This window comes from Paenibacillus sp. A3M_27_13 (assembly GCF_024213315.1).
Taxonomy (GTDB): domain Bacteria; phylum Bacillota; class Bacilli; order Paenibacillales; family Paenibacillaceae; genus Paenibacillus; species Paenibacillus polymyxa_B.
The window spans coordinates 1167618-1189248 of sequence record NZ_JANAVE010000001.1; the positions used below are offsets into that span (position 1 = coordinate 1167618).

At 45.4% G+C, this 21631-nt stretch carries 16 protein-coding genes; 1 reads left to right on the forward strand and 15 read right to left on the reverse strand.

Annotation, left to right across the window (positions count from 1 at the left end; genetic code table 11):
* Positions 1 to 20: 20 nt before the first annotated feature.
* The 5 genes from NLX82_RS05180 to NLX82_RS05200 form a co-directional block, all read right to left on the reverse strand.
* Positions 21 to 941, reverse strand: a complete 921-nt coding sequence (locus NLX82_RS05180) for a carbohydrate ABC transporter permease (RefSeq protein WP_028542304.1) — start codon at positions 939 to 941, stop codon at positions 21 to 23.
* A 23-nt stretch (positions 942 to 964) separates the two neighbouring features.
* Complete coding sequence (locus NLX82_RS05185) at positions 965 to 1894, reverse strand: ABC transporter permease (RefSeq protein ID WP_069081138.1); 930 nt, start codon at positions 1892 to 1894, stop codon at positions 965 to 967.
* A gap of 111 nt (positions 1895 to 2005) precedes the next feature.
* Entirely contained in the window at positions 2006 to 3484 is a 1479-nt protein-coding gene (locus NLX82_RS05190; protein WP_254347565.1) for an ABC transporter substrate-binding protein, read from the reverse strand.
* A gap of 187 nt (positions 3485 to 3671) precedes the next feature.
* Positions 3672 to 5195: a response regulator transcription factor gene (locus NLX82_RS05195; protein ID WP_254347566.1), complete on the reverse strand. Its 1524-nt coding sequence runs from the start codon at positions 5193 to 5195 to the stop codon at positions 3672 to 3674.
* Entirely contained in the window at positions 5188 to 7032 is a 1845-nt protein-coding gene (locus NLX82_RS05200) for a sensor histidine kinase (RefSeq protein WP_254347567.1), read from the reverse strand. Before NLX82_RS05200 ends, NLX82_RS05195 begins: the two co-directional genes overlap by 8 nt.
* 190 nt (positions 7033 to 7222) lie before the next feature.
* Here NLX82_RS05200 and NLX82_RS05205 point away from each other — a divergent pair, with 190 nt between their 5' ends.
* Positions 7223 to 9970, forward strand: a complete 2748-nt coding sequence (locus NLX82_RS05205; RefSeq protein WP_254347568.1) for an endo-beta-N-acetylglucosaminidase — start codon at positions 7223 to 7225, stop codon at positions 9968 to 9970.
* 135 nt (positions 9971 to 10105) lie between these two features.
* Here the strand turns inward: NLX82_RS05205 and NLX82_RS05210 are convergent, their stop codons facing one another.
* The 10 genes from NLX82_RS05210 to NLX82_RS05255 form a co-directional block, all read right to left on the reverse strand.
* Positions 10106 to 10642 (reverse strand): SMI1/KNR4 family protein, encoded by a 537-nt coding sequence (locus tag NLX82_RS05210; protein ID WP_023989666.1) that lies wholly within the window; start codon positions 10640 to 10642, stop codon positions 10106 to 10108.
* Between the two features lie 56 nt (positions 10643 to 10698).
* Positions 10699 to 11358 (reverse strand): DUF2625 domain-containing protein, encoded by a 660-nt coding sequence (locus tag NLX82_RS05215; protein ID WP_034095070.1) that lies wholly within the window; start codon positions 11356 to 11358, stop codon positions 10699 to 10701.
* 36 nt (positions 11359 to 11394) lie between these two features.
* Positions 11395 to 11913: a hypothetical protein gene (locus tag NLX82_RS05220; protein WP_069081143.1), complete on the reverse strand. Its 519-nt coding sequence runs from the start codon at positions 11911 to 11913 to the stop codon at positions 11395 to 11397.
* A 35-nt stretch (positions 11914 to 11948) separates the two neighbouring features.
* Positions 11949 to 13100, reverse strand: coding sequence for an immunity 26/phosphotriesterase HocA family protein (locus NLX82_RS05225; RefSeq protein ID WP_254347569.1), 1152 nt, complete (start codon positions 13098 to 13100; stop codon positions 11949 to 11951).
* Between the two features lie 84 nt (positions 13101 to 13184).
* Entirely contained in the window at positions 13185 to 14192 is a 1008-nt protein-coding gene (locus NLX82_RS05230; RefSeq protein WP_023989670.1) for a phosphotransferase enzyme family protein, read from the reverse strand.
* 94 nt (positions 14193 to 14286) lie between these two features.
* Positions 14287 to 15285 (reverse strand): AraC family transcriptional regulator, encoded by a 999-nt coding sequence (locus NLX82_RS05235; protein WP_034095071.1) that lies wholly within the window; start codon positions 15283 to 15285, stop codon positions 14287 to 14289.
* 84 nt (positions 15286 to 15369) lie between these two features.
* On the reverse strand, positions 15370 to 16566 hold the full coding sequence (locus NLX82_RS05240) for an MFS transporter (RefSeq protein WP_023989672.1): 1197 nt from the start codon (positions 16564 to 16566) through the stop codon (positions 15370 to 15372).
* A 34-nt stretch (positions 16567 to 16600) separates the two neighbouring features.
* On the reverse strand, positions 16601 to 19342 hold the full coding sequence (locus NLX82_RS05245; RefSeq protein WP_075154560.1) for an alpha-L-rhamnosidase: 2742 nt from the start codon (positions 19340 to 19342) through the stop codon (positions 16601 to 16603).
* Positions 19343 to 19609: 267 nt separating this feature from the next.
* A complete protein-coding gene (locus NLX82_RS05250) occupies positions 19610 to 20611 on the reverse strand; it encodes an ABC transporter ATP-binding protein (protein ID WP_023989674.1) in 1002 nt (333 codons plus the stop codon).
* Complete coding sequence (locus NLX82_RS05255) at positions 20595 to 21584, reverse strand: ABC transporter ATP-binding protein (protein WP_023989675.1); 990 nt, start codon at positions 21582 to 21584, stop codon at positions 20595 to 20597. The genes NLX82_RS05250 and NLX82_RS05255 overlap by 17 nt, the downstream gene beginning before the upstream one ends.
* Between the last annotated feature and the right edge of the window lie 47 nt (positions 21585 to 21631).

Below are 21631 nucleotides of genomic sequence, written 5' to 3' on the forward strand. Positions count from 1 at the left end.
TCATGCCCTCTCCTCCCCTGTTATTCCTTCACAGCCCCAACCGTAAGCCCCTGCACAAAATAACGCTGGAAAAATGGATAAGCGAATATAATAGGTAGCGTCGCCAGTACTACCATCGCCATTCGTGAAGTATCCTGCGGAATGGATTGAAGCGCAGCCAGGCTCATAGAGCTATTCTGCGAATTTTGCTGGATGAACTGAATGCTGGATTCAATCCGCATCAGCATGGACTGAAGTGGCACCAGATTGGGATTGTCAATATACAACAGGGCATTAAACCAGTCGTTCCAGTAACCAAGCGTGCTGAATAAACCAATGGTCGCAAGTCCAGGCAGAGAGAGCGGAAGCACCATTTTTAAAAAGGTGTAAAACTCGCCTGCCCCATCTATTTTGGCTGATTCGACGATGGCATCTGGCACGCTGGTGCTATAGAATGTGCGCAGGATCATAATATAAAAGGCATTCATAGCCAGCGGTAAAATCAAAGCCCAAATCGTATCCTTAAGCCCGAGCAATTGGGAAACGACCATATAGGTCGGGATCATTCCGCCATTAAAGAGCATGGTTAAAATTGCAAAAACCGAAAAAAATCTTCTATAACGGAAGCTCTTTCGTGAAATAGCATACGCATATAATGAAATAAGAATGAGACTGATCACCGTACCGATGACCGTTACAGCAATCGTCACCCCATAGGAGCGCAGTAGCGTATCACTGGTACGAAATATGAAACGATAAGCCTCCAGACTCCATTGGGACGGGAGTAACCGATATCCGTCCCGCGCCAGCGTTTTCTCATCGGTTAGGGAAATAATGACGACGAATAAAAAGGGAAATACACACAAGAACGCGAACACCCCTGCTACCACATTCAGAACAACATTCCAGCCCCGTGAAATATGATGGAAATCTCGTTTTTTTCTTTCTTTTCCAGAAGCCACAGTCCACACCCCTCTCCTCTTTTTTAGAACAAAGCGCTGTCTTTATCTATTTTTCGCACAACATGATTGGATAGGATGACGAGAACGAAGCCAACCACCGACTGATACAAGCCTGCGGCTGTGCTCATCCCAATTTCCCCTGTCGTTTTCAACCCGCGATATACATAGGTGTCGATGACGTTCGTTACCGAATACAAGGTGCCCGAATCTCTTGGAACCTGATAGAACAAACCAAAATCCGCATAAAAAATCCGACCAACCGCAAGCAGCGTCATTATGATAATGATTGGCGAGAGCAAAGGGAGCGTCACATTACGAATTTGCTGCCATTTGCTGGCTCCATCTATCATGGCTGCTTCATACAAGGATTTGTCGATCCCCAAAATCGAAGCCAGATAAACGACACTGTTATATCCAATCGCCTTCCATAGACTGACTAGAATCAAGATATACGGCCAATAAGCAGCCTCCGAATACCACTGAACCGGCTCGATGCCAAACCCTGCGAGAATTTGATTCAGCATCCCCCGATCCATGCTCAGAAAGCTGAAGGCAAAGTAGCCCACAATGACCCATGACAGGAAATACGGGAGAAACATGCCTGTCTGGTACAGCTTCGCCAATCGTTTATTAATCAGTTCGGAGAGCAGAATAGCCATAGCTACCGAAAACACAAGTCCGAGAATAATAAAGACCAGGTTATACAAAAGGGTATTTCGCGTGATGACATAGGCATCGTTGTTATTGAACAGAAACTTGAAGTTATCCCAACCCACCCACTTGCTCGTATAAATACTGGCCCAGAATCCTTCCCTGTTAAAACGATATTGCTTGAAAGCAGCCACTGTCCCGACCAGCGGCAGATATGAAAAGAAGAAGAACCAGATAGCGCCGGGTAGCACCATGAACAGCATAACTTTGTTTCTAATCACATTTTTGAAAAATGCGGCCATAGGTATCCCCTCCCAATCTGTTATGAGAAAAGCAGCTAAAATAGCTATTGGAAAAAGACCGGGCGTAACTTACACCCGCCCGATCTCTCCTATATTTCACGAATTAAAATATTATTTGCTGTTTTTTTCCTTCCAGGCATCAAGCTGGGATTGCGCTTCCACCATCACCTTATCCAGACCAGCCTGCTTGAATTTTTCAATCACTTTCGGGAGATTCGTTTCCGGGTCCAGCGTACCTGTCATCAGCGAAGCCCAAAATTGCTCTTTGACGTTCTGAACGGCTGCCATCTCCGCAGATACTTTACTGCTGTCAAAGTTGAAGCTTAGGATTGGAGAGTTTTTTCCTTCCGAATTGAACTTCTTGAATTGCTCCCATTTATCAGCCGGATCATTCGGATTCAGATACAACAGCATATTGTTGCCGAGTGAATACGAAGGCATATCATAGTTTTTGGAATTAGCCAGATTTTCGATATACTGGCCATCTGTTTTTTTGTAATGCACTCCTTCAATACCGGAGTCAACCATATTGCGTAATACCGGATCTGTATTCAGCAGGTTCAGGAACTGCATCGCCTTTTCAGGGTTTGCCGAGTTTGCCGAGATCGCCATAATGGAGCCCTGTACAGACGTATTGGTCACAATTGGATCGCTGGCAGGTGTCGATATCACTGGATAACCGTAGCTTGCAGACCACAGGTTATCGGCCAGCGGTTGAGTTTGCGCACGATCCAGAAACCAGTTCCCGGACGTAGTTAAATCATTGGTCGAGCCTGTGGTTGCAGCTTCCGGTGATACGTATCCGGCCTTGTAATACTTATGCATCGTCTTCAGCGCCTGCTTCATTTCAGGCGTTTCCAAGATGTTTACGATCTTATAATCCGTGGTATCCAGTTTGACAGCCATCGGCAGGTTTTGAATGATATAGTCATATGGAACATAAGGAACATAGTTTTTGTCCATGCCGAATGCAGTTACGCCAGGCTCGTTTTCTTTAATCGTTTTGAGCAGAGGCTCCAGGCTATCCAATGAGCGGACATTTGAAAGGTCCAGCTTGTATTGCGTCAGCAATTTGTTATTGAACCGCCATACCTCTTGCTGCGGAAGCTCCTTATTGGCAGGAATGCCATAATGATGTCCATCCACCTTAGAGCCTTCCAGAAACGCAGGATCAATCGTCTTTTTAAGATCCTGGCCGTACTTGTCAAGCAAGTCGTCCAGTTCCATGAAAGCGCCCTTTCTGGCATTTTGCACATAATCAAAGCCACCGGAAGCCGTGAATACAATATCCATGGGCTCTCCCGAAGCCACGTTCACCTGCATTTTTTGCGGGTAGTCGCCCCAATCGACCATTTTCATTCTAATCGTGGCGTTTATTTTCTTTTGGGTATACTTGCTAACCTCTTCCATCACCCGATCTACATCTTTTTGAGGCGTACCAATGGTGTACCAGATCAGTTCTACCGGTTTTTCCGCTCCTCCATTCGTCGTTTCCCCGCCACCGCTGCTTCCTCCACAAGCACTGAGAATGAGCGTCAGCACCATACACATCACGAGAACAAGCGAGTAGCTTCTTTTGCTTTTACCCATGTATGATCCTCCGTTATGAATTGGAATTTGACCCTATCTTGTTCATTGGAAGTCGCTTATGGGATTTTTGCAAAATCCTCATTTATGAAGCAACTACGTTAACCTTAACTAATGTAAGCACTTTCATAAAGAAGATAAACTTAATAAACCAAGGTACAAATTAAAGAAATCCATGTACACCTGGTATTTATCCCAATCCTTTATAGTCTGTCGGGGAAATGCCCACATATTTTCTGAACTGCTTATAAAAATATCCCGTCTCCCAATACCCCACGTTCCGCGCAATTTCGTGTACCTTGAGATTGGTGTTTTTAAGCTGTTCCTTGGCTTTTTTAATCCGGTACTGATTGATATATTCAGCAAAGGTTTCGCCCGTTTCCTTATGAAACAACTGACCGAGATAAACGGGATGAAGGTGGTACTGGTATCCTAATATTTTTAATGATAGCTCCTTGGCATAATGAACATGGATATAGGACAGCACCTGACTTACGATAGGGTTTTTCATTTCTTGCAGCAGTGAATTCACCGTCTCTGTCGCCACATGCTGAAGCGCACTCACCAGCTCTGCCAATGTCGTACAGCATTTTATCTGGTGAAGCCCCTGCTGAAACCGTTCCGACTCATTGGAATGCTTGATGTTCTCCAGCTCCATCTTGAACCGGATCACCAACTCCAGCGCCATATTCCGCAGTTCATCCGGGGTAACACTTTCGAGATGCTGAAGCTGCTCAAAATCACTCTGAATTCGTGCGGTAAGCGCATCTAGGTCTCTTGCTATAATCAGCTTCACATAATCCTTCCAGTCGATGGAACAAGTCTCGCCAGCGTTGCCCTCGCTCTCCTCCAGCATTGTATAGTCAATGATCCGGCGGTCATTATATATCATAAAATATTCCAAAGATTTTTTAGCTTCATTATAGCTGCGTGGAGCTGCAGCAAGCGAACCGGCGCTGCCTATCCCGATATACACCGTTTCTTCCCCGTCCGTCGACCACTGAACAGAAAAATCCTCCAAGAGCGTTAACAAGTCCTGTCTGCCCTCATCATAATTCGGTAGTGCGGCAATGATTACACTAACCGCATCAACATCGCGAAACAATGTTAAATCGGGCTGGTGTTGAATGTACTGCCTTAACTGTTGATGCATTCCTGCCGAATCCCCTTCCGTCCGTAACACAGCTACCTCCATGAAGGGGATATTTAACGAAAAACCTATCAATTCAGCACGTTCCTGGAATTCTGTAGGCGCAATCTGTCCTGTCAGCCAACGGTACAACGTATTTTCCTTGAGAACTTGCACCCCAAACGTCTCATATTGTTGATCCAACCGGGACCTGTCCAACTTCTCCGTTGTATTGCATAAAGTGGATTCCAGTTCCTCCACATTAATCGGCTTCAAAAGGTAATTTTCGATGCCCAGCTTCATGCCTTCCTTCAAGTAATCAAATTCATTAAATCCACTCAACACAATCGCCTTCAAGTCAGCATGCAGCTTTCTCGCCTCATGAATCAGCCTGAGACCATCCATCGTCGGCATAGAAATGTCCGTAATCAGTACGTCCACGGGTCTGGAGGCCAGCGCTTCCAGCGCCAAAGATCCATTTTCCGCATGTCCGACAATTTCTAGCCCAAAAGAGGTCCAATCCACAATATCGTATAATCCCTCAATGATAAAAGGCTCATCGTCTACAATAAATACTTTATACATATATGGCATCCATCCCTTCCCTGTTAGGGCATCGTACCCGAATCGTCGTTCCCTCGCCGCTGCGGCTCTCCAGTTCAATCCCGGAATCGGCTCCGTGTAAAAACCGAAGTCGGGTGTGCACACTGCGTAGTCCAAACATTTGTCCGTCTTCCTCCTGGCGTTCCAGTTCCTCCAGAATCTGTTTCAAACGCTCCCCTTCAATGCCCTTCCCATTGTCACGGATCTCAACCAGCAGAACCTCCCCCGTTTCACTCACTTCAATGGTCAGCACATTATCATTCCGGTCGCTTTGTATACCGTGAACAATATAATTCTCAATAATGGGTTGAAGCATCAGCTTCATGACAGAACGAGTATACAACTCGGGGTCGACCGTAATCGTGTAATTGAACCTTTCCTTGTAGCGTATTCTGAACAACTCAAGATATAATCTGCAAGCCTCCAATTCATCTTTAAGCGTGTATATTTTTTTCTGCTGAACCAGGCTTTTGAACAATACCGATAGGCTATAAATCATTTCTCCTACATCCTTGGCTCCCTGGGAAATCGCCCTCATACGTATCACTTCAAGCGTGTTATACAAAAAATGTGGATGAATACGTGCCTGCAAGGCAACAAGCTCCGTTTGCTTTTGCTTGATCTCTGCTTTATACACCCGTTCAATATATAGATTAAGATCGTCCAGCATATCGTTGAAGCTTCGAGAGATTTGTCCCAGCTCATCCTCTTGGGGGTCTTGGATACGAGCTGTAAGATCGCCATTTTTCACCTGACGAGTGAATTTAATAATCCGATTCGTTCGTTTAGCAAAGTTAATGACGAAAAAGGCAGGGAACAGCACAGCAAACAGAATACAAACGACACTGATTGTCAAAATCGTATTACGGATACCCCGGTACGATTGAGCCATTTCCTCATTGGGGACTGCCCCAATCACGACATATCCTTCGTCCGGAGAAATCAGCTTGTTGATGTACATATTTTGCTTCGCCTGAATGATCCCGGCATCGGAATCCACATCGTCATATAATGATCGGGTCACTTCGACATAAGGATACGTTTTCCCGTAATAGTTACTCCTTGAATCGAACAGAACCGTTCCATGGGTGGACAGAACGATAATTTCGCCCTTTAGGTTGTTCCCGTAGCTGGAAAGTGCATTGGAGATACTTTTGGAATTTAGAAACACCAGAAGCTGACCGGTATTTTTGAGTGTTTGCTTATTGTTAATGGGGACTTGTAACGAATATAGCGAGGGGCTCCACTGATCGACCGCCTTCCGAATCCAGTAATTCGGAGCAGAGACGCTTTTGCTTTCGGCAGCCATCACATCCGGTACAAAGGAACGCGCCGCATGCACCGGGAATTGCTTGAATTGCTTGCTCTCATTGAAGGTGGACAAATATTGCTGGTCGGCACTGTACAATATCAAATTGCTAATATCGCTATTTTCATCCAGCCAATTTTTAAAATAAGTGAGCACATCTGTTGAATAATCATGACTCTCCATGTACGCTTCGTCCATGCGGTGCTGTACATATTCGGAATACGCGTGGTCCATAAAAAAAGAAACGTTCATCGAGAGCGCCTCATTCCGGTACATATCCCGCACCATGTTCTGAACGGATTCATGCCGGAGATGGATATAGCGGTCAACACTCTCCATCGCTGCTTTCTGGGTATCCAGTTCCCGTCGAATCATGGATTGCGATATGGATATATACGTGACATATGCAATCGTAATAATTGACAAAATGGCAATACAGGAGAACAACAATAGTATCCTCAGGAACATGTTGTTTTTAAAATAAGCTGTGTATCTATTGCCCCTTTTCATCGTATAAGCCCTCCAGGATCGTTCATGCGTAAATAAAGTATACCATGTCCTTCGCTGGATATAAGTAAGCGCATTCATGAAAATGAGGATTTTCTTTAATTTAAACGCCATATCTTTAATTTAGCCTCTATGTAAAAACCGTTTTATTGATTATCTTTAGGGGGATAAATACTCGTTAGGGGGATGAGCTATGAAACGTAACAAGGTTCACAAGTTCGCTTTAAAATGGACTGCGCTGGTTTTGACTTCTGTCCTGTTAAGTCAAACCCTCTCTCCATCCGTTTATGCAGGCGATACCCTCCCATATGAAGGAGAAAGCGCCAAAGGGCCGAATCAACCTTATCAGCACGGATACGCCAGCTCACATATTTTGGACTGGACTCCTACCAAAGATGTCTATGGAGATATGCTTCGCGCTCGCGTCCCTCTGCAACAACGTAACAGCTCCTTCGCCGCTACACAGGCCCAACCTGCTTTAAGCCCTGACACGCAAATGTTTACACTTAGCGGCGATTATGGAAACGCTTTTTTTGATAGCTATTCCTATACCAATAAATTCAGTCAATACTTGTTTAACTATTGGCAGTATACCGACTATTACGGCTACTGGCATGGCATGCCTACCGCCCATGTACCCGAAGAGTTATACGATCCCCAAAAGGATTGGACGGAAAAATGGTTCGAATTCGGCATTCTGAACATTCCAAATCCGGGTTATACGAATGCGGCGCACAAAAACGGCGTTCTCTCCATCGCCTGCATTTTTTTCTCGGATAATGACCGTGGACCGCAAACGTATAAGCAAATGCTCGTGCAGGATGCTCAGGGTGGATTTCCAGTAGCCAAAAAATTGATCGAAATGGCGAAATATTATGGCTATGACGGCTACTTCATCAACCAGGAGGAAGCTTCTAAAGGCGTAGCTACAGAGGACATCCCCCGTTACAAGCAGTTTATGAAATACTTGCGAGATCAGGGCATGTATGTGCAATGGTACGACTCCACCGTAAACGAAACCGGTAAAATTGCTTATCAAAATGAGTTTAATGCCGTGAACAGCCCGTTTGTCAAAGACAAGCAATACGGACAGGTGTCCGATTCTATTTTTCTCAATTATTGGTGGGACAAAGCGAAGCTGAAAAGCTCCGGCGACCATGCCAAGCAATTGGGTCTGGACCCTCTTAAAACCGTTTTTGCTGGGATTGAGGGCGGGAACGGTGACTTTGGCAGATGGAAGCAAAAATACGATCTACGTCTGAATATCGGTGAGAACGGGCAGCCAATGAACAGTATCGCGACGTTGGGAGCAGATTTCACACATAATGCGCTGGATGAAGAGTTTGGCGGACAGGACACCAATCGCAGAGCTGACAATGCCTATCAATGGATGACCTTTATCCGCGACCGTGTCTGGTGGTCAGGTCCGAATCAGAATCCCGTCCGTGCACAAAGAAACCCAAGTGTAGATTTGTCCGATGTAAAAGCTTCGGGCGCAAACTGGGACGGTATCGCGGCATATATCGCCGAACGTTCTGTCATCCGTGGCTCCCATTTTAATACCAGCTTCAATACCGGACATGGCTTGCAGTATGTCGTGAATGGAGTCATCTCCAATCCCAAGGAATGGTCCAACATCAATATTCAGGATATCCCGGTAACTTGGCAATGGTGGCTCGATACCAAAGGTAAACCGCTCTCGGTTGACTATGACTATGGTCCGAATTATACCAAAGGCACTCGGTTTACCTATCAGCCTGTGGGCGCTTATCAGGGTGGCAGCTCCCTCGTCGTTAACGGAGAGCTGAATTCAGATAACTTTTTACGCCTGTATAAAACGGATCTGTCGGTAAATAAGAATTCAAACTTGTCCATCACGTACAATAAGCCTTCCTCCGATGACAGCTCGGTGCTGAGTATCGGACTTATTTTCAAAGATAACCCCGGCCAAGTCGTAAAAGTCAGCATCCCTAACTCTGGTAAACAAACCACGGGCTGGGTAAGCCACAATCTGGATTTGAGTGCCTATAAAGGAGAAACAATTGTAGCTTTCGGTTTATCTTTTGATAACGCGAATAAAACAATCAAAAACTATCAGATGAATATCGGCCAAATCAAGATAACAGACCATTCTGTCCTGAAACCAGCCGCGCCGACGGGATTCAAAATCACCAAGGCACTGACCGATACGAACGAAATGCTCGTAGCCTGGGACCTTGAGGATTACTCCAAAGTTAAACAATACAATCTGTATGAGAACGGCTCCTATATCGGCGGAATTTATGACTCATCCTATTATATGAAATCCCTAAACCATAAATCCGGTGAATTAATGCTTACTGCAGTTGGGGCTGATGGAACGGAAAGCGAACCGGCTCGATTAAGCTACGATCTGAATGCTGCCGTCAGTCATATTAAGGTGGAGACTCAAGAAAACGGTGAGGCTACAGTAACGTGGAAAAATCCCTCTGAAGCGGACGGAACGGTTAAATTGACCTTGATCACCGACTATACGGACACCGTATTCCATAAAACCATTACGGCGGACAATAGCGCTGAAACGGCTACGTTTACCGATCTGCCCACAAACGGTGATAGCTACACACTACGTATCGCTATCGGCAATCATGAACCTGTAGCATACACTGGGTATCTCGCAGACACGACGATAGAGCCTTATGTAGAAGAGAATGTGACGGTCACTGGGTCAACGTATACGCTTGCTCTACCAACCTTGAAGGACTGGCATCGTTTATATGTATACGAAAACGATGTGCCCAAGCAATTTGGCGTAACTTATGTATCGAAAAAGTTTCCTTACATTGTCCGGGGAAGAACAAAATTAAGTGAACTGACTTTTACCCCTACTTCTCGTACCAGCTCGCTAAAGATCGTGCTTGAAGATTATGCCGGCAATCAGGCCACAACATATGTAAGATAGCTTTGTGCAAGAATCCCATGGTCCTGATTGTGTATCGCATATCCGCTACAAACAGTCCCAATGAAGAGTTCCTTCAATGGGACTGTTTGTAGACTTCTCACTATTGGCTATATATTGGGCAGAATCATGCAGGTATCAATACAATGCCCATTTTTCCGTACACAGCTCTATAAATGAATGGGCAACCTGTTCACATTCGTCATATCCCAGACTACCAGAATGAGCAAAAAGAACGGGATACTCATTGTTTCTTTTTTCCTCTCTCATATCAAACATATAGTGGTTTCCGCACCCATCCATCGCAAACGACACAGCACCCGGCATATATTCCGGCAACTCGTAGGCGAGGTTCATTTCTCTCAAATCTTCGGTATTGAAAAACTGAAAATAACGTTCTCCATTTTGAAACTCCCCACCATTAGAATATTTCAAAAACTCCATATAGCTGTCAGGAAATTGTCCTTGGGGCAGATGCCAGCCAACAGGATCTAAAGGTTTATATTGATCATAGAAAGGAGACGACTTTGGAAAAGGGTTCACTTGTCTTTGCTTGATTTCGTGAATCTCTTGCTCGGATAGCTTTATGTTCCATGTTTTCAAAAAATTCGCGATTTGTTCATCAGTTGCTTCCTGACTTATTACAAACGGTTGTTCAAATTGAATACTCCACATATGTGCCAACCTCCATGCCTTGATGCCTCTAAGAGTTGTTGTTTATACCACAAAAGCTATTCCTTATCCAATGCCACCTGCCATGCATTTGTAATGTCTATAGGTGACTTGCTGCTGGTCTCCCCTCCACCTTCTTGGGTCCATAGCGGCGGATAATATGCAAATACCTCTCCCGGCTGAAGTTGCTCCATATCCTTCTGCCAACCGTTCCAGCGGAATGTCTGGTAGAACAAGCCCAAATCTCCCTCAGCCAACCAGCTCAAGAAACCGGAATAGGCCAGCTCAGTGGATTCCCATTCCAATGCATCTGGTGCAAAATAGTAGATATGACCGCTACGTCCGAATTTCCCTATATCCAATCCAAAAAATCCACCTGCTGCATCATAGGCAACAATCAGCATCCCCTCAAGCGCAGGAACACTTTTCGGCTCTTGAAGCCCGTTCCATGAGGTCAAGCTACCGAAAATTCCAGAGCCACCCGCACCCAGCAAGGTGATCCAACCGTAATCAAACACGATTCCTCCTGTCTCATAGGCAACTGTTCCCAAATATGATTTCGTACTCACCTGCAAACGGTACAGCGTGTCCCCTGGAGCGGATTCCGATTCGGTCGATACAATGTGATGTGAATTCCGGCCTTCTTTCAGAATATTTCTGACCTCTTCCCATGCATGGTTATCCTTATCCACCAGTTCATCAACAGTTAAAGTATGCATGTTCATTCCCCTTCCCGCATATCCCAAAATTCACTTTCAACCTACAAACTGATTTTTGAAAACCTGCGTTTGATCTAAAATCACCCACTGATTCACTTCGTCGTATCCTTTTACAATTGCCGTGACCTCATGCTTCGGATACATCCACTCGGATGGTGTCTTTTCCTCATATGTACGAGTGTCTGACAATCCGACCGCATGATGCTGGAAAATATGAATAAGCGTACCGTGTGGTAAAAATACTTCAATATAACCCTTTACCTTAGTTCCAACGGGCAGTGCATTTTTGATTTGATGCCATTCCTGGTTCAAGGTGTGAAGATAATTGGACCATACTTCTTCAAACTCTTTTTTTGTAATTTGCGTATAATAGGGCTCCGTGTCATCAATCGCTTTCTCAGCTAATAAGAAATGATACTGCTCGTGCTTGCGATTAGAGGCGATATACGTGCCGTCATCCTGGATGACAATTTGTCGATAAGCTATTCCATCCGAATCTATTTCAAAATACCAGGTTCCCATGCCTGGTTCCGGACAATCTTTAAGATATTTCATAGGCCCCTCCTATTAAAAAATTCAATTCGTTTGTATCACTTTTTCCCGCCATAGGTTCTTGCCAAATATGCAAGATATTCCGAACGCGTCAGTCCTCCCGTTTGACGGTTGAACTCATCATACGAAATGTCTTCCGGGAATCCGAATTCGGCCAGTGCTTTTCGACGTTCATCCTGATGTAACGGATTATCCAGCGTTTTGTGCCACTCCCGCTCTTCCCAGGAGCCAAAACAGTCGGCAACGATACCTGAATAAGCACCGTTATTTGAAAATTTTCGCGAGGACTTGAACACGGTCTCCCCTTCCGGTTTGGAAACCGTGCCCGTTCCCCAGGACAGACTATATGTTTTTTCTTTTCTACTATCCGTACTACAGCCATAGCCGATGGGGAACACAATATCCTCTTCCACTAACAGCTTATGCCCTACCCGCTCATAGGCACCCCGCATAAAGGAATCATCCATAACAATCCAGGTCGTTTCGGATAATGGGGCGGATGTGATAGATTCCAAAGCTGTTGAACGGTCACGACTCGTAAACAAATATGGACGTACGAATAAAGGCATGGTCATGACACTGTTCCAAATGCTCTCCTCTGCAAACAACTGATCCTTTTGCATTTGGCGCAAATCTCCAACGACCAGCACATATCCATCTGTGAAAAGGTCTATTTCCACGCGGAAGATGTCTCCTGGGACCGTTTTATAACGCTGGTTTTTCATATGCTTCAACCGGTGCAACCTGCGATCGTAATCCTTGGGCACAAGTGACGGATATTGCTGAAGCCAATCGATGATCTCTTCTTTACTATGTAAATGCTCACATCCCGTAATAGGGAGTTTCACACCCGTTTTGCTATTCACAGCAGTAACATAACTAAGAGGGCGATCCCTTCGAATGCCTGCTGAAAAGGTCACGCCTTCTGCCTTGATGCTCGAAACACTTGTGTAATTCAGCTTTTTCTCTTTGCCACGAGCCGTTTTAGGCAAAACAAATGCCCGGTCACGCGTAAGAATCTCTACATCGGTTTCTCCATAAGTATCCTCAGTGGAAGAAATTCGCTTGCGAATAACGTCTCCATCCACACAAATAAAGTATCCTTCTTTAATTTCTACCACATCCCAATGCTCTTCCAGCACCTCCAGCCCGAAGTACGGTCGTAACGCGTTCGTTAGCCAACTATTCATCTGTTCCTCCAGTTCCAAGTACATCTCAATGCACCCGGGTTCAATTTTCCCAAAGATTATAACATAACGCGGCATTTAGCTCGTTTATTCATACACTGTTCCAGCTTGGACCAACTCTTCCTGAATCCAGCTACTGCTGGTGGAAAGCTGGCGCAAGTCGGCAGAGATCTGTTTGACCTGCTCTTGCAATACGTGTGACTGATCCGTTCCTTCCAGAAAGCGACTCAAAAAATGAAGAAATACGTCTACCTTCCTAAGCAGCATCAATATAGGCACAGCATCAATCTCGGTGTGGCTTAAATGAACCTGGCGGCTGAAGCCCCGGCAAAAATCCCGAACTGCTGTCGTCTCCTCTGGTTGTCCCAAAAATCCTGATAAGATGACCGCCGGCTCCATGACCCGAACGTCTAGCGTACAAAATTCGAAATCAAGCAGTGCGGTTACTAGACTATGATCAGAATCCTTTACTAATAAATTGGAAGCGTTCAAGTCTCCATGTACAAGCTGATGCGGCAACTCTTCCAATGCATGAAGCGAATCTGTAATCTCTTCATAAGCTTCCCCTATTAATCGCAGTTCTTCATGCAAATCCTTTAGAGGCTCAGGCGGATGTAAACAAAAGCCCTGAACCGTTTCCCGGTTACACAACGGATAGGATTGCTGCAAAGCATAATACGGTCGATAGACTGGAGTCATATCAAGATTAACTGTCGCAAGCACAGCCGATAATTCCCCCGTAGTCTCGCCCAAAGAATAGGCAAAGCTTGAATCCTGCTCCAGGGGTGATATGCCTTCTATGTATTCGAACAGACACACATATTTACCGCTTTCCTTCTCCAGCTGAGCGAGCGTCTCTCCCCTGACCGTCGGAATAGGCGTGGGTGTCCTGAACGATAGTGAATGCTTACTCAGCTCCTGCAAAACTGCATGCTCAAATTCAATTTTGTCCCGATCCTTGTGTGTATCGTAGACGCGCAGCACTCCGTTTCGCCCACCACTCTTAACAAAATACGTCGTATTATTCCAACCCCCGGTTTGTTTCTGCAGCGTTCCGTTCCACTCTGGCCAGTGACGTCTTAGTATTGCCTCCAAGGATGTACCCTCCCTTATAAACACCAGCTTATGAATTTGCAGATATTATAACAAATATAGACGCCCATTAGAATTGGACGTCCTTGTATATCCTTCATTTCCTCAACTGTTTGTTTCGGATATTTTGCGGGGTGGCACCATATGCTGTTTTAAACTTTTTATAGAAAAAACTCATGCTGTTATATCCCACCTGTTTAAATATCATTTCGAACGGCAGATTGGTATTCACTACCAAAGAATAGGCTGCATTGAGTTTAATGTTGGCAATAAGCTGAGTGTAAGTAAGACCGGTTACTTTTTTTAACTTATTACTTAAATACGTGCTATTGTAATTAAAATGGTTAGATAATTGCTGTAGGCTTAAATGCTGATAGTGCTCTTCCATGTAATTCAGAATAGAGGTAATATTATTTTCCTGCTGGTTTAAGTGAATATTATGCTCGCTTTCCAATACACGGACCAATTCTCCAAATACAATTTGCAAATAAGCCTTCACCAATTCCATCGAATCCTCTTGCCTGGAATAATATTCGATTAAGATTCTACGCAATATATATTGAAGGTTCTCATTATGCTGCGACTCAAAAATAATAAAGTGATTATGGTGCTGATGCTGGAGGACAGAGTTGGCTAGAAATTCGCCAATCAGGCTTTTTTTCTTAGATAGCCGCTGCAGAAATAGGGATGAAATTGTTTCTCTTTGTAGCAAGATATTAATCAGTATATCGTCTTCTCCCAAAGGAGCGATGCTGTGCGGCACATCCTTATCCAGGACACATACTTGGCCTTCACAAAGCTGAATTTCTTTGCCTGCTATGATTTGATTGCACTTACCTGAGTAAACATAGTTTAATTCGATAAATTCATGCATGTGCTCCAGCATCGGAGCAAATCTATTGTGCTTGCTAATATAAATATCATGTTCTCCAAAGAAAAATAAAGCGGGCATACGGTATATATTCTGATTTATATCAAAAAAACGCTCATTCTCCGATTCTTTGGAGAGATCATTAATCACCTGATTGTTTTGCTGTTGTAAAAGTTCAATTTCCGTTTTGTTTCTCAGCAACTGATCCAACTCATGAAGGTTCATAAACACTGACTCCTCCTTCACTATATGATGGAAAACGGGCGGTTCTCCGCCCGTTGAAAAAATTACTATATCGGATACATCCCATTAACTGTGGACTGCCGCTTGAGTTTTGCTTCCCTTTCCTCTAATAGCGATTCCCAGACAAAGGAGTGCCGCAATCGTAAATACAATCGCAGAAACAAGGAAGGAAAATGAAGCCGTTTCATTTCCAGACAACACGCCAACTAACTTGATCACATAAGGCGAAGCAAACGCTCCCAAATTGGACCCTACCATCGCAATGGAAATGGATAAAGTCTCACTGCCTTTAGGTACGATTTTAGTTAGTATGGTAAAAATATAAGGAATAAACAGCGCAAAACTAAAGCCAATGATCAGCATGGCAACGGTAACCATGGTAACATTCTGAGCAAACCATAGTAGTACAAAACCAGTTGCTGTTAATAGACTGGAGATAAAGGGAGCGTAATTTCTAAACCATTTATAGATTCTACCAAACAGGAAGCCCGCAATCATGGTGGACAAGGAAAACAGCGTTAACGCAGTTCCTAAAAAACCAGCATTGGGCATGCTCTTTTCAGCAATCATAATGCCTGTTTTGGTATATACAATCATGATAAAAGTCATAAACAGAAAAAGTGCAGCCCCTAATCCAAGTACAGGTATGGATATTCCCCCGCTCTTGTGACCCTTTTCTGTCGAGTTCTCTACTGTAGGCTCCCCGCGCTCTGGTTCGGGAATGATCAGAAAGAATAATAGCGCAATAGGAATGGTGATTCCATAGCATAAAAAAGCGAACTGCCAGTCAATTAGGGCGAGCTGCCCTGCCACAAAGGTAGCCAAGCTGCTTCCGAGTCCTTGAACGGCGCTTTGAAAGCCTACTAATTGAGCACGTTCATCCCCTTCAAAAAAATCACTAATTAAACTGACGGCCAGTGAATTGAACATCCCGAGACCTGCACCTAGTACCAAACGCAGCGCAAGAATCCATGTAATATTCGTCGTGAACATGGGAAGTATTCCGCCGATGACTACGAGCAAAAGCCCTAGCAGGACTGTATTTTTTTTACCCAATCGAGAAGAAATCGGGCCACTCAATAGCACAAACAGCATCATCGAGAAGGATGGAATCGTGACTACGCTTTCAATCAGCGAACTGGAGACGCCTGATAATTGGTTCAGCATCATTGGTATGACAGCCGAAATGGCACTCGCTGACGTCAGGACTAAGGAAATGGATAGCAACGCCGTTTTAAACAAAACTTTGTTCTTTATATTCATTAAGCTCTCACCTCTAGTCTATGTTATTTAGCCTCTAGTTGCATCTGTACTGGAACGTATACTGTCCAGAACCGACCGTAAACGTCATTTCATGATCTCCGCTCCTTTGGAAAATCGCCTGTTTCCCTGTAGAACCTAATTTCCCAGCCAGCTCCTGTGGAACATCACCAGGCGGATACTGAATCGACGGATATTGCATAACAATGATTTGCTGTAGTGCATCCGGCTCCATAACGCCCGGAAGTGTAATCTCAGCCGTCGTATTATGTGGTACGTGAACCGTCATCTTCATTTCTTTATTCACGATTTCCCATTGGACTTCAAGCGTGCCATATGGCGTCTCCAGCTTGCCATGGGCCGAAGTAAGATTGGCAGGCGGTTTAGGAGCTAAACGTGATTTTTTATAGCCCGCTTCAAGCACATCGATTCCGGCAATATTTTGGTACATAAAGTCTCCTACTGAACCGTACGAATAGTGATTGAACGAGTTCATATCGGTGCTCCAGAACGAGCCATCCACTTTGATGCTGTCCCAATGCTCCCACATGGTCGTTGCTCCCCGTTCAACCTGATAGAGCCATGAAGGATAATCATTTTGAAATAAAATGTTATAAGCGACATCCGTATAGCCATGGTCGGATAAAACCAGACATAGATAGGGGGTGCCCACAAAGCCGGTATCCAGATGCATATCATTTTTTTCTATGAGCCGTACGAGCTCCTGGATCACTTGCGTTTTATACTTTTCTGGCACCAATCCGAAGTGCAAAGCCACAACCTGTGCAGTCTGGGTATTGGAGGTCAATTTGCCCGCGTCATCGAAGTAGCGGTTCGCAAAAGCCATTTTAATCCCCTCATGTAAGTTTTTATATGTGTTGTAATCGGTATAACGATTCAGCAGTTTGGCCGTCTGTGCCAAAATATGAGTCGAATACGCAAAATAAGCAGTGGCCACTAGCGTTCCGTCCGTCGCCCCAAAATAGCTTCCTTCCTCGCTATCCAGCGCAAGCCAGTCTCCCAGCTGCAAACCGGTATCCCAAAGACATTCTTCGTCCCCTTGGGCGCGAATATAATCCACCCATGCTTTCATACTGTCATACTGCTGCACTAAGATTTGCTTATCCCCATAGCATTGATATAGGGTCCACGGACATATAACCGCCGCGTCTCCCCATGCTGCCGTCGTTTTGTCCATATTATCGGCAAAGGTTCCTTTGAGGACATCCGGCACTACAAAAGGCACTGCCCCATTTTCCAGCTGGTTGTAAGCCAAATCCCTAAGCCACTTTCGGAAGAAGGAAGCCGCATTCATATTGAAGCTGGCAGTTCTAGCAAAAATCTGTGCATCGCCGGTCCAGCCTAATCGCTCATCACGCTGCGGACAATCGGTTGGCACATCCAGGAAGTTCCCCTTTTGCCCCCACACAATATTGTGTTGAAGTTGATTCAGCTTTGGATCAGATGTCTCAAACACCCCGATCGTCTCCATGTCCGAATGCAGAACAACACCCGTAAAATCTTCAATCGTAACGCCATCAGGAAAGCCCTCAAGCTTCACATATTGAAAGCCTTGAAAAGTGAAATGCGGCCTAAATATCTCCGTCCCCTTCCCGCTACAAATGTACGTAATCTGCTGCGCTGCATCCCGAATATTATCTCTGTAAAAGTTCCCTTGCTGATCCAGCACTTCACCATGAACCAGATTCAGAACCGTACCTTCGGGGGCTTCCACTTTAAATTCCAGCCAACCTACCATATTTTGACCCAAGTTAAGCACCAGCTCACCTTTAGGAGTTCGAATGAGTTCAACAGGCTTCAATCGGTTCATCACACGGACAGGTTCGTTCTCCTGAGCAATCAGATGACTTAACGGGAACGAGACGACCTGCATCATTTTCCGTTCGGTTAAGGAGCTATGTTCGGCTGCCTGCTGCTCAAGTCGGGCATCATAGATTTCGCCGTTATAAATATCCGACATTAAAATGGCACAGCTCGTTTCCTCCCAGGAAGAATCAGAGCAAATGACTTCAGAACGGCCATCTTCATAACTAATCTTCATTTGAAATAACAATGCATTCGTGTTCCCGTAGGTGTCCTTGCGCTTTTGCCAACCCAGATAACCGCTGTACCAGCCTTCTCCCACCGTGACTGTGATTCGATTATGTTGTTCTCGAATGGTAGAAGTCACGTCATATGCTTGCACCTGGACACGATCGTTATAATCCGTCCATCCCGGGGTAAAGTAGGCATCGCCCACCCTTTGTCCATTGAACTCCAGTTCATACAGCCCAAGACTTGTAGCATAAATGACTGCTTTTTTCACTTTTCCCTCAACCGAAAAATATTTGGAAGCGGCAAAAGGAGCTCTTGTCTGAAACTGTTCATGGATGCTCCGCTCCTTCACTGTGATCCATTGTGCTTTCCAGTCCTGCTCATAGAGCAGCCCCATCTCCCAAAAGCCGGACTCACTCCATTCCGATTCTTCCGGTTCTGTGTCACCCGCTCCCTGAGCCCATACTTTTACCCGATAATAATATCTTTGTCCTGATTCCAGCGGGGGGCCTTCATAGGGAAACAAAATGGATTGATCCGAATAGGTAAAATGATTCCAAATCAGCGGTTCAAAAGTGGGATGAACGGATACTTGCAATTGGAAACGTTTTTGAGAAACATACATTTTTTCAGATTCGATCTGCCAACTTAACCGCGGTTTTAGACAACCCAATCCAATCGGATTATTTAAATGTTCGCATCTAAGCGCTTTCACTTTTAGCATTCTTATGTCCTCCCTGAGGTCTTCTTTTGTATTTCTATATTCAAATTAAAACGCTTCCATTGATTGTGCGCAATGTTGTATCCCTGCATGTTATATGCTTGATTTACAGGTGTTGAAATTCCACCCCTTATATTGAATCTTAAAATGGATTTATTAGAAAAATATGTGCGTTTGCAGAGCAGCTACACTTAAAAAAGCCTGAATCCGTTTGAGAAGGATTCAGGCTTGATTCTTGCTAGAAGGTCTATCTATTCTTTTTCAGTTGGCTTATGCTCGTCCGGCTATCGCTTGTTCCGGCGTGGAAGCTGGATACAAGTGACAGGCTACCTGTCGCCCTGGTGCAGCTTCGGCAAAGATGGGCTGTACTTTGCTGCATATCTCCATGGCTGCCGGGCAGCGATTATGAAACGCACAACCACTTGGCGGATTTTCTGGACTGGGCACATCCCCTTTAAGTACAATCCGATCACGCTCCGCTTCCGGATCAGCTACAGGTACCGCAGACATTAGCGCCTTTGTATACGGATGCAGCGGCTCTCTGAACACTTCTTGGGTCGGTGCGAGTTCGACCAGCTTGCCCAGGTACATCACACCCACGCGGTCGCTGATAAATTTGACGACCGACAGATCATGAGAAATGAACATATACGTCAGGTCATATTGTTTTTGCAGGTCCTTCATCAGATTGAGCACTTGCGCCTGAATCGACACATCGAGGGCCGAGACTGGCTCGTCACACACGATAAATTTGGGATGAAGCGCCAGTGCACGTGCGATCCCGATCCGCTGGCGTTGACCACCCGAGAACTCGTGCGGATAACGATGTGCGTGATAAGGAGACAATCCGACCACTTCGAGCAGCTCTTCCACCCGCTCTTTGAGCTGCGTTTTGCTTAGCTTTTCATGCGTGATGAGCGGTTCTTCCAGCACCTGCTGTACCGTCCATCTGGGATCAAGCGAAGCAAACGGATCTTGAAACACCATCTGCATATCCGTTCTGAATTTGCGCAGCTGCTCTGTGTTTAGCTTACGTATATCCGTGCCATTAAACAGAATCTCTCCATCCGTCGGTTCAATCAATCTGAGAATTGCCCGTCCGGTTGTGGATTTGCCGCAGCCGGATTCTCCCACGATTGCTAGGGTTTCACCCTGCTGTACAGTCAGGTTAATACCATCCACCGCTTTGACTGCTCCCACTTGTTTGGAAAAAAGTCCTTTTTTGATCGGATAGTGCTTTTTCAAATTACGTATTTCAAGCAGTGTACTCATGATATCCCTCCTGCTGTAGCAAGCAGCGGCTTTTGTGTCCGGGTTCCACTTCTGTAAGCTCCGGGGCCTCTGCACGGCAAATTTCCTTGGCAAACTGACAACGTGGTGCAAAGCGGCAGCCATGTGGCATATCAAGTGGGTTGGGAACCTGGCCCGGAATGGAAGCCAGACGCTCCTGATCACTGTTTAATTGTGGCAGTGAGGCTAGCAAACTTTGTGTATACGGATGCTTGGGCTCTTTAAAAAGCGTTTTTACATCGGTTTCTTCTACCACTTGTCCGGCGTACATAATCACGACCCGATCGCACATTTCAGCAACGACACCAAGGTCATGAGTAATCATCAGAATGGAAGTTCCTTCGGACTTCTGCAGCTCACGCATCAAGTCAAGAATCTGTGCTTGAATGGTTACGTCTAGTGCCGTTGTCGGTTCATCGGCGATCAGCAGCTTCGGATTGCACACCATCGCCATCGCAATCATCACCCGTTGGCGCATCCCGCCCGAGAGTTCATGCGGATAAGAAGCGGCTACTTTTTCTGGACGTGGAATTCCCACTTTCGTCAGCATGTCCACAGCCATGTCTTTCGCTTTGTGTTTGCTTACACCGTGGTGGTATCGGGCAGACTCCGCAATTTGCTTGCCGATTTTGAACACAGGATTTAGCGAAGTCATCGGCTCCTGAAAAATCATGGCCATCTCGTTGCCACGAATCGAGCGCATTTTCCGCTCCGAAAAATCCAGCATGTTTTCACCGTTAAACCGTACTTCACCAGCGGCTACTTTCCCAAGTCCCTTGGGGAGGAGCTGCATAATGGAAAGGGAGGTAATGCTCTTGCCGCACCCGGATTCGCCAACGATTCCGAGTGTTTCGCCTTTGCCAACCGATAGATCGACGCCGTCCACAGCCCGGATGGTGCCAGCCGCAGTCTTGAACTCCGTCCGGAGGTTGGTTACTTCAAGCAGTTGTGCCATGCCCTCTTCCTCCTCCTTGTCCATCATTGAACCTTCATGTTCTTTTT

What these genes read in the sequence shown, in the direction of transcription:
- NLX82_RS05185 (WP_069081138.1), bottom strand. Translation starts at nt 1,894, where the DNA reads ATGGCCGCATTTTTCAAAAATGTGATTAGAAACAAAGTTATGCTGTTC.
- NLX82_RS05190 (WP_254347565.1), bottom strand. Translation starts at nt 3,484, where the DNA reads ATGGGTAAAAGCAAAAGAAGCTACTCGCTTGTTCTCGTGATGTGTATG.
- NLX82_RS05195 (WP_254347566.1), bottom strand. Translation starts at nt 5,195, where the DNA reads ATGTATAAAGTATTTATTGTAGACGATGAGCCTTTTATCATTGAGGGA.
- NLX82_RS05200 (WP_254347567.1), bottom strand. Translation starts at nt 7,032, where the DNA reads ATGAAAAGGGGCAATAGATACACAGCTTATTTTAAAAACAACATGTTC.
- NLX82_RS05205 (WP_254347568.1), top strand. Translation starts at nt 7,223, where the DNA reads ATGAAACGTAACAAGGTTCACAAGTTCGCTTTAAAATGGACTGCGCTG.
- NLX82_RS05210 (WP_023989666.1), bottom strand. Translation starts at nt 10,642, where the DNA reads ATGTGGAGTATTCAATTTGAACAACCGTTTGTAATAAGTCAGGAAGCA.
- NLX82_RS05215 (WP_034095070.1), bottom strand. Translation starts at nt 11,358, where the DNA reads ATGCATACTTTAACTGTTGATGAACTGGTGGATAAGGATAACCATGCA.
- NLX82_RS05220 (WP_069081143.1), bottom strand. Translation starts at nt 11,913, where the DNA reads ATGAAATATCTTAAAGATTGTCCGGAACCAGGCATGGGAACCTGGTAT.
- NLX82_RS05225 (WP_254347569.1), bottom strand. Translation starts at nt 13,100, where the DNA reads ATGAATAGTTGGCTAACGAACGCGTTACGACCGTACTTCGGGCTGGAG.
- NLX82_RS05235 (WP_034095071.1), bottom strand. Translation starts at nt 15,285, where the DNA reads ATGAACCTTCATGAGTTGGATCAGTTGCTGAGAAACAAAACGGAAATT.
- NLX82_RS05240 (WP_023989672.1), bottom strand. Translation starts at nt 16,566, where the DNA reads ATGAATATAAAGAACAAAGTTTTGTTTAAAACGGCGTTGCTATCCATT.
- NLX82_RS05245 (WP_075154560.1), bottom strand. Translation starts at nt 19,342, where the DNA reads ATGCTAAAAGTGAAAGCGCTTAGATGCGAACATTTAAATAATCCGATT.
- NLX82_RS05250 (WP_023989674.1), bottom strand. Translation starts at nt 20,611, where the DNA reads ATGAGTACACTGCTTGAAATACGTAATTTGAAAAAGCACTATCCGATC.
- NLX82_RS05255 (WP_023989675.1), bottom strand. Translation starts at nt 21,584, where the DNA reads ATGGCACAACTGCTTGAAGTAACCAACCTCCGGACGGAGTTCAAGACT.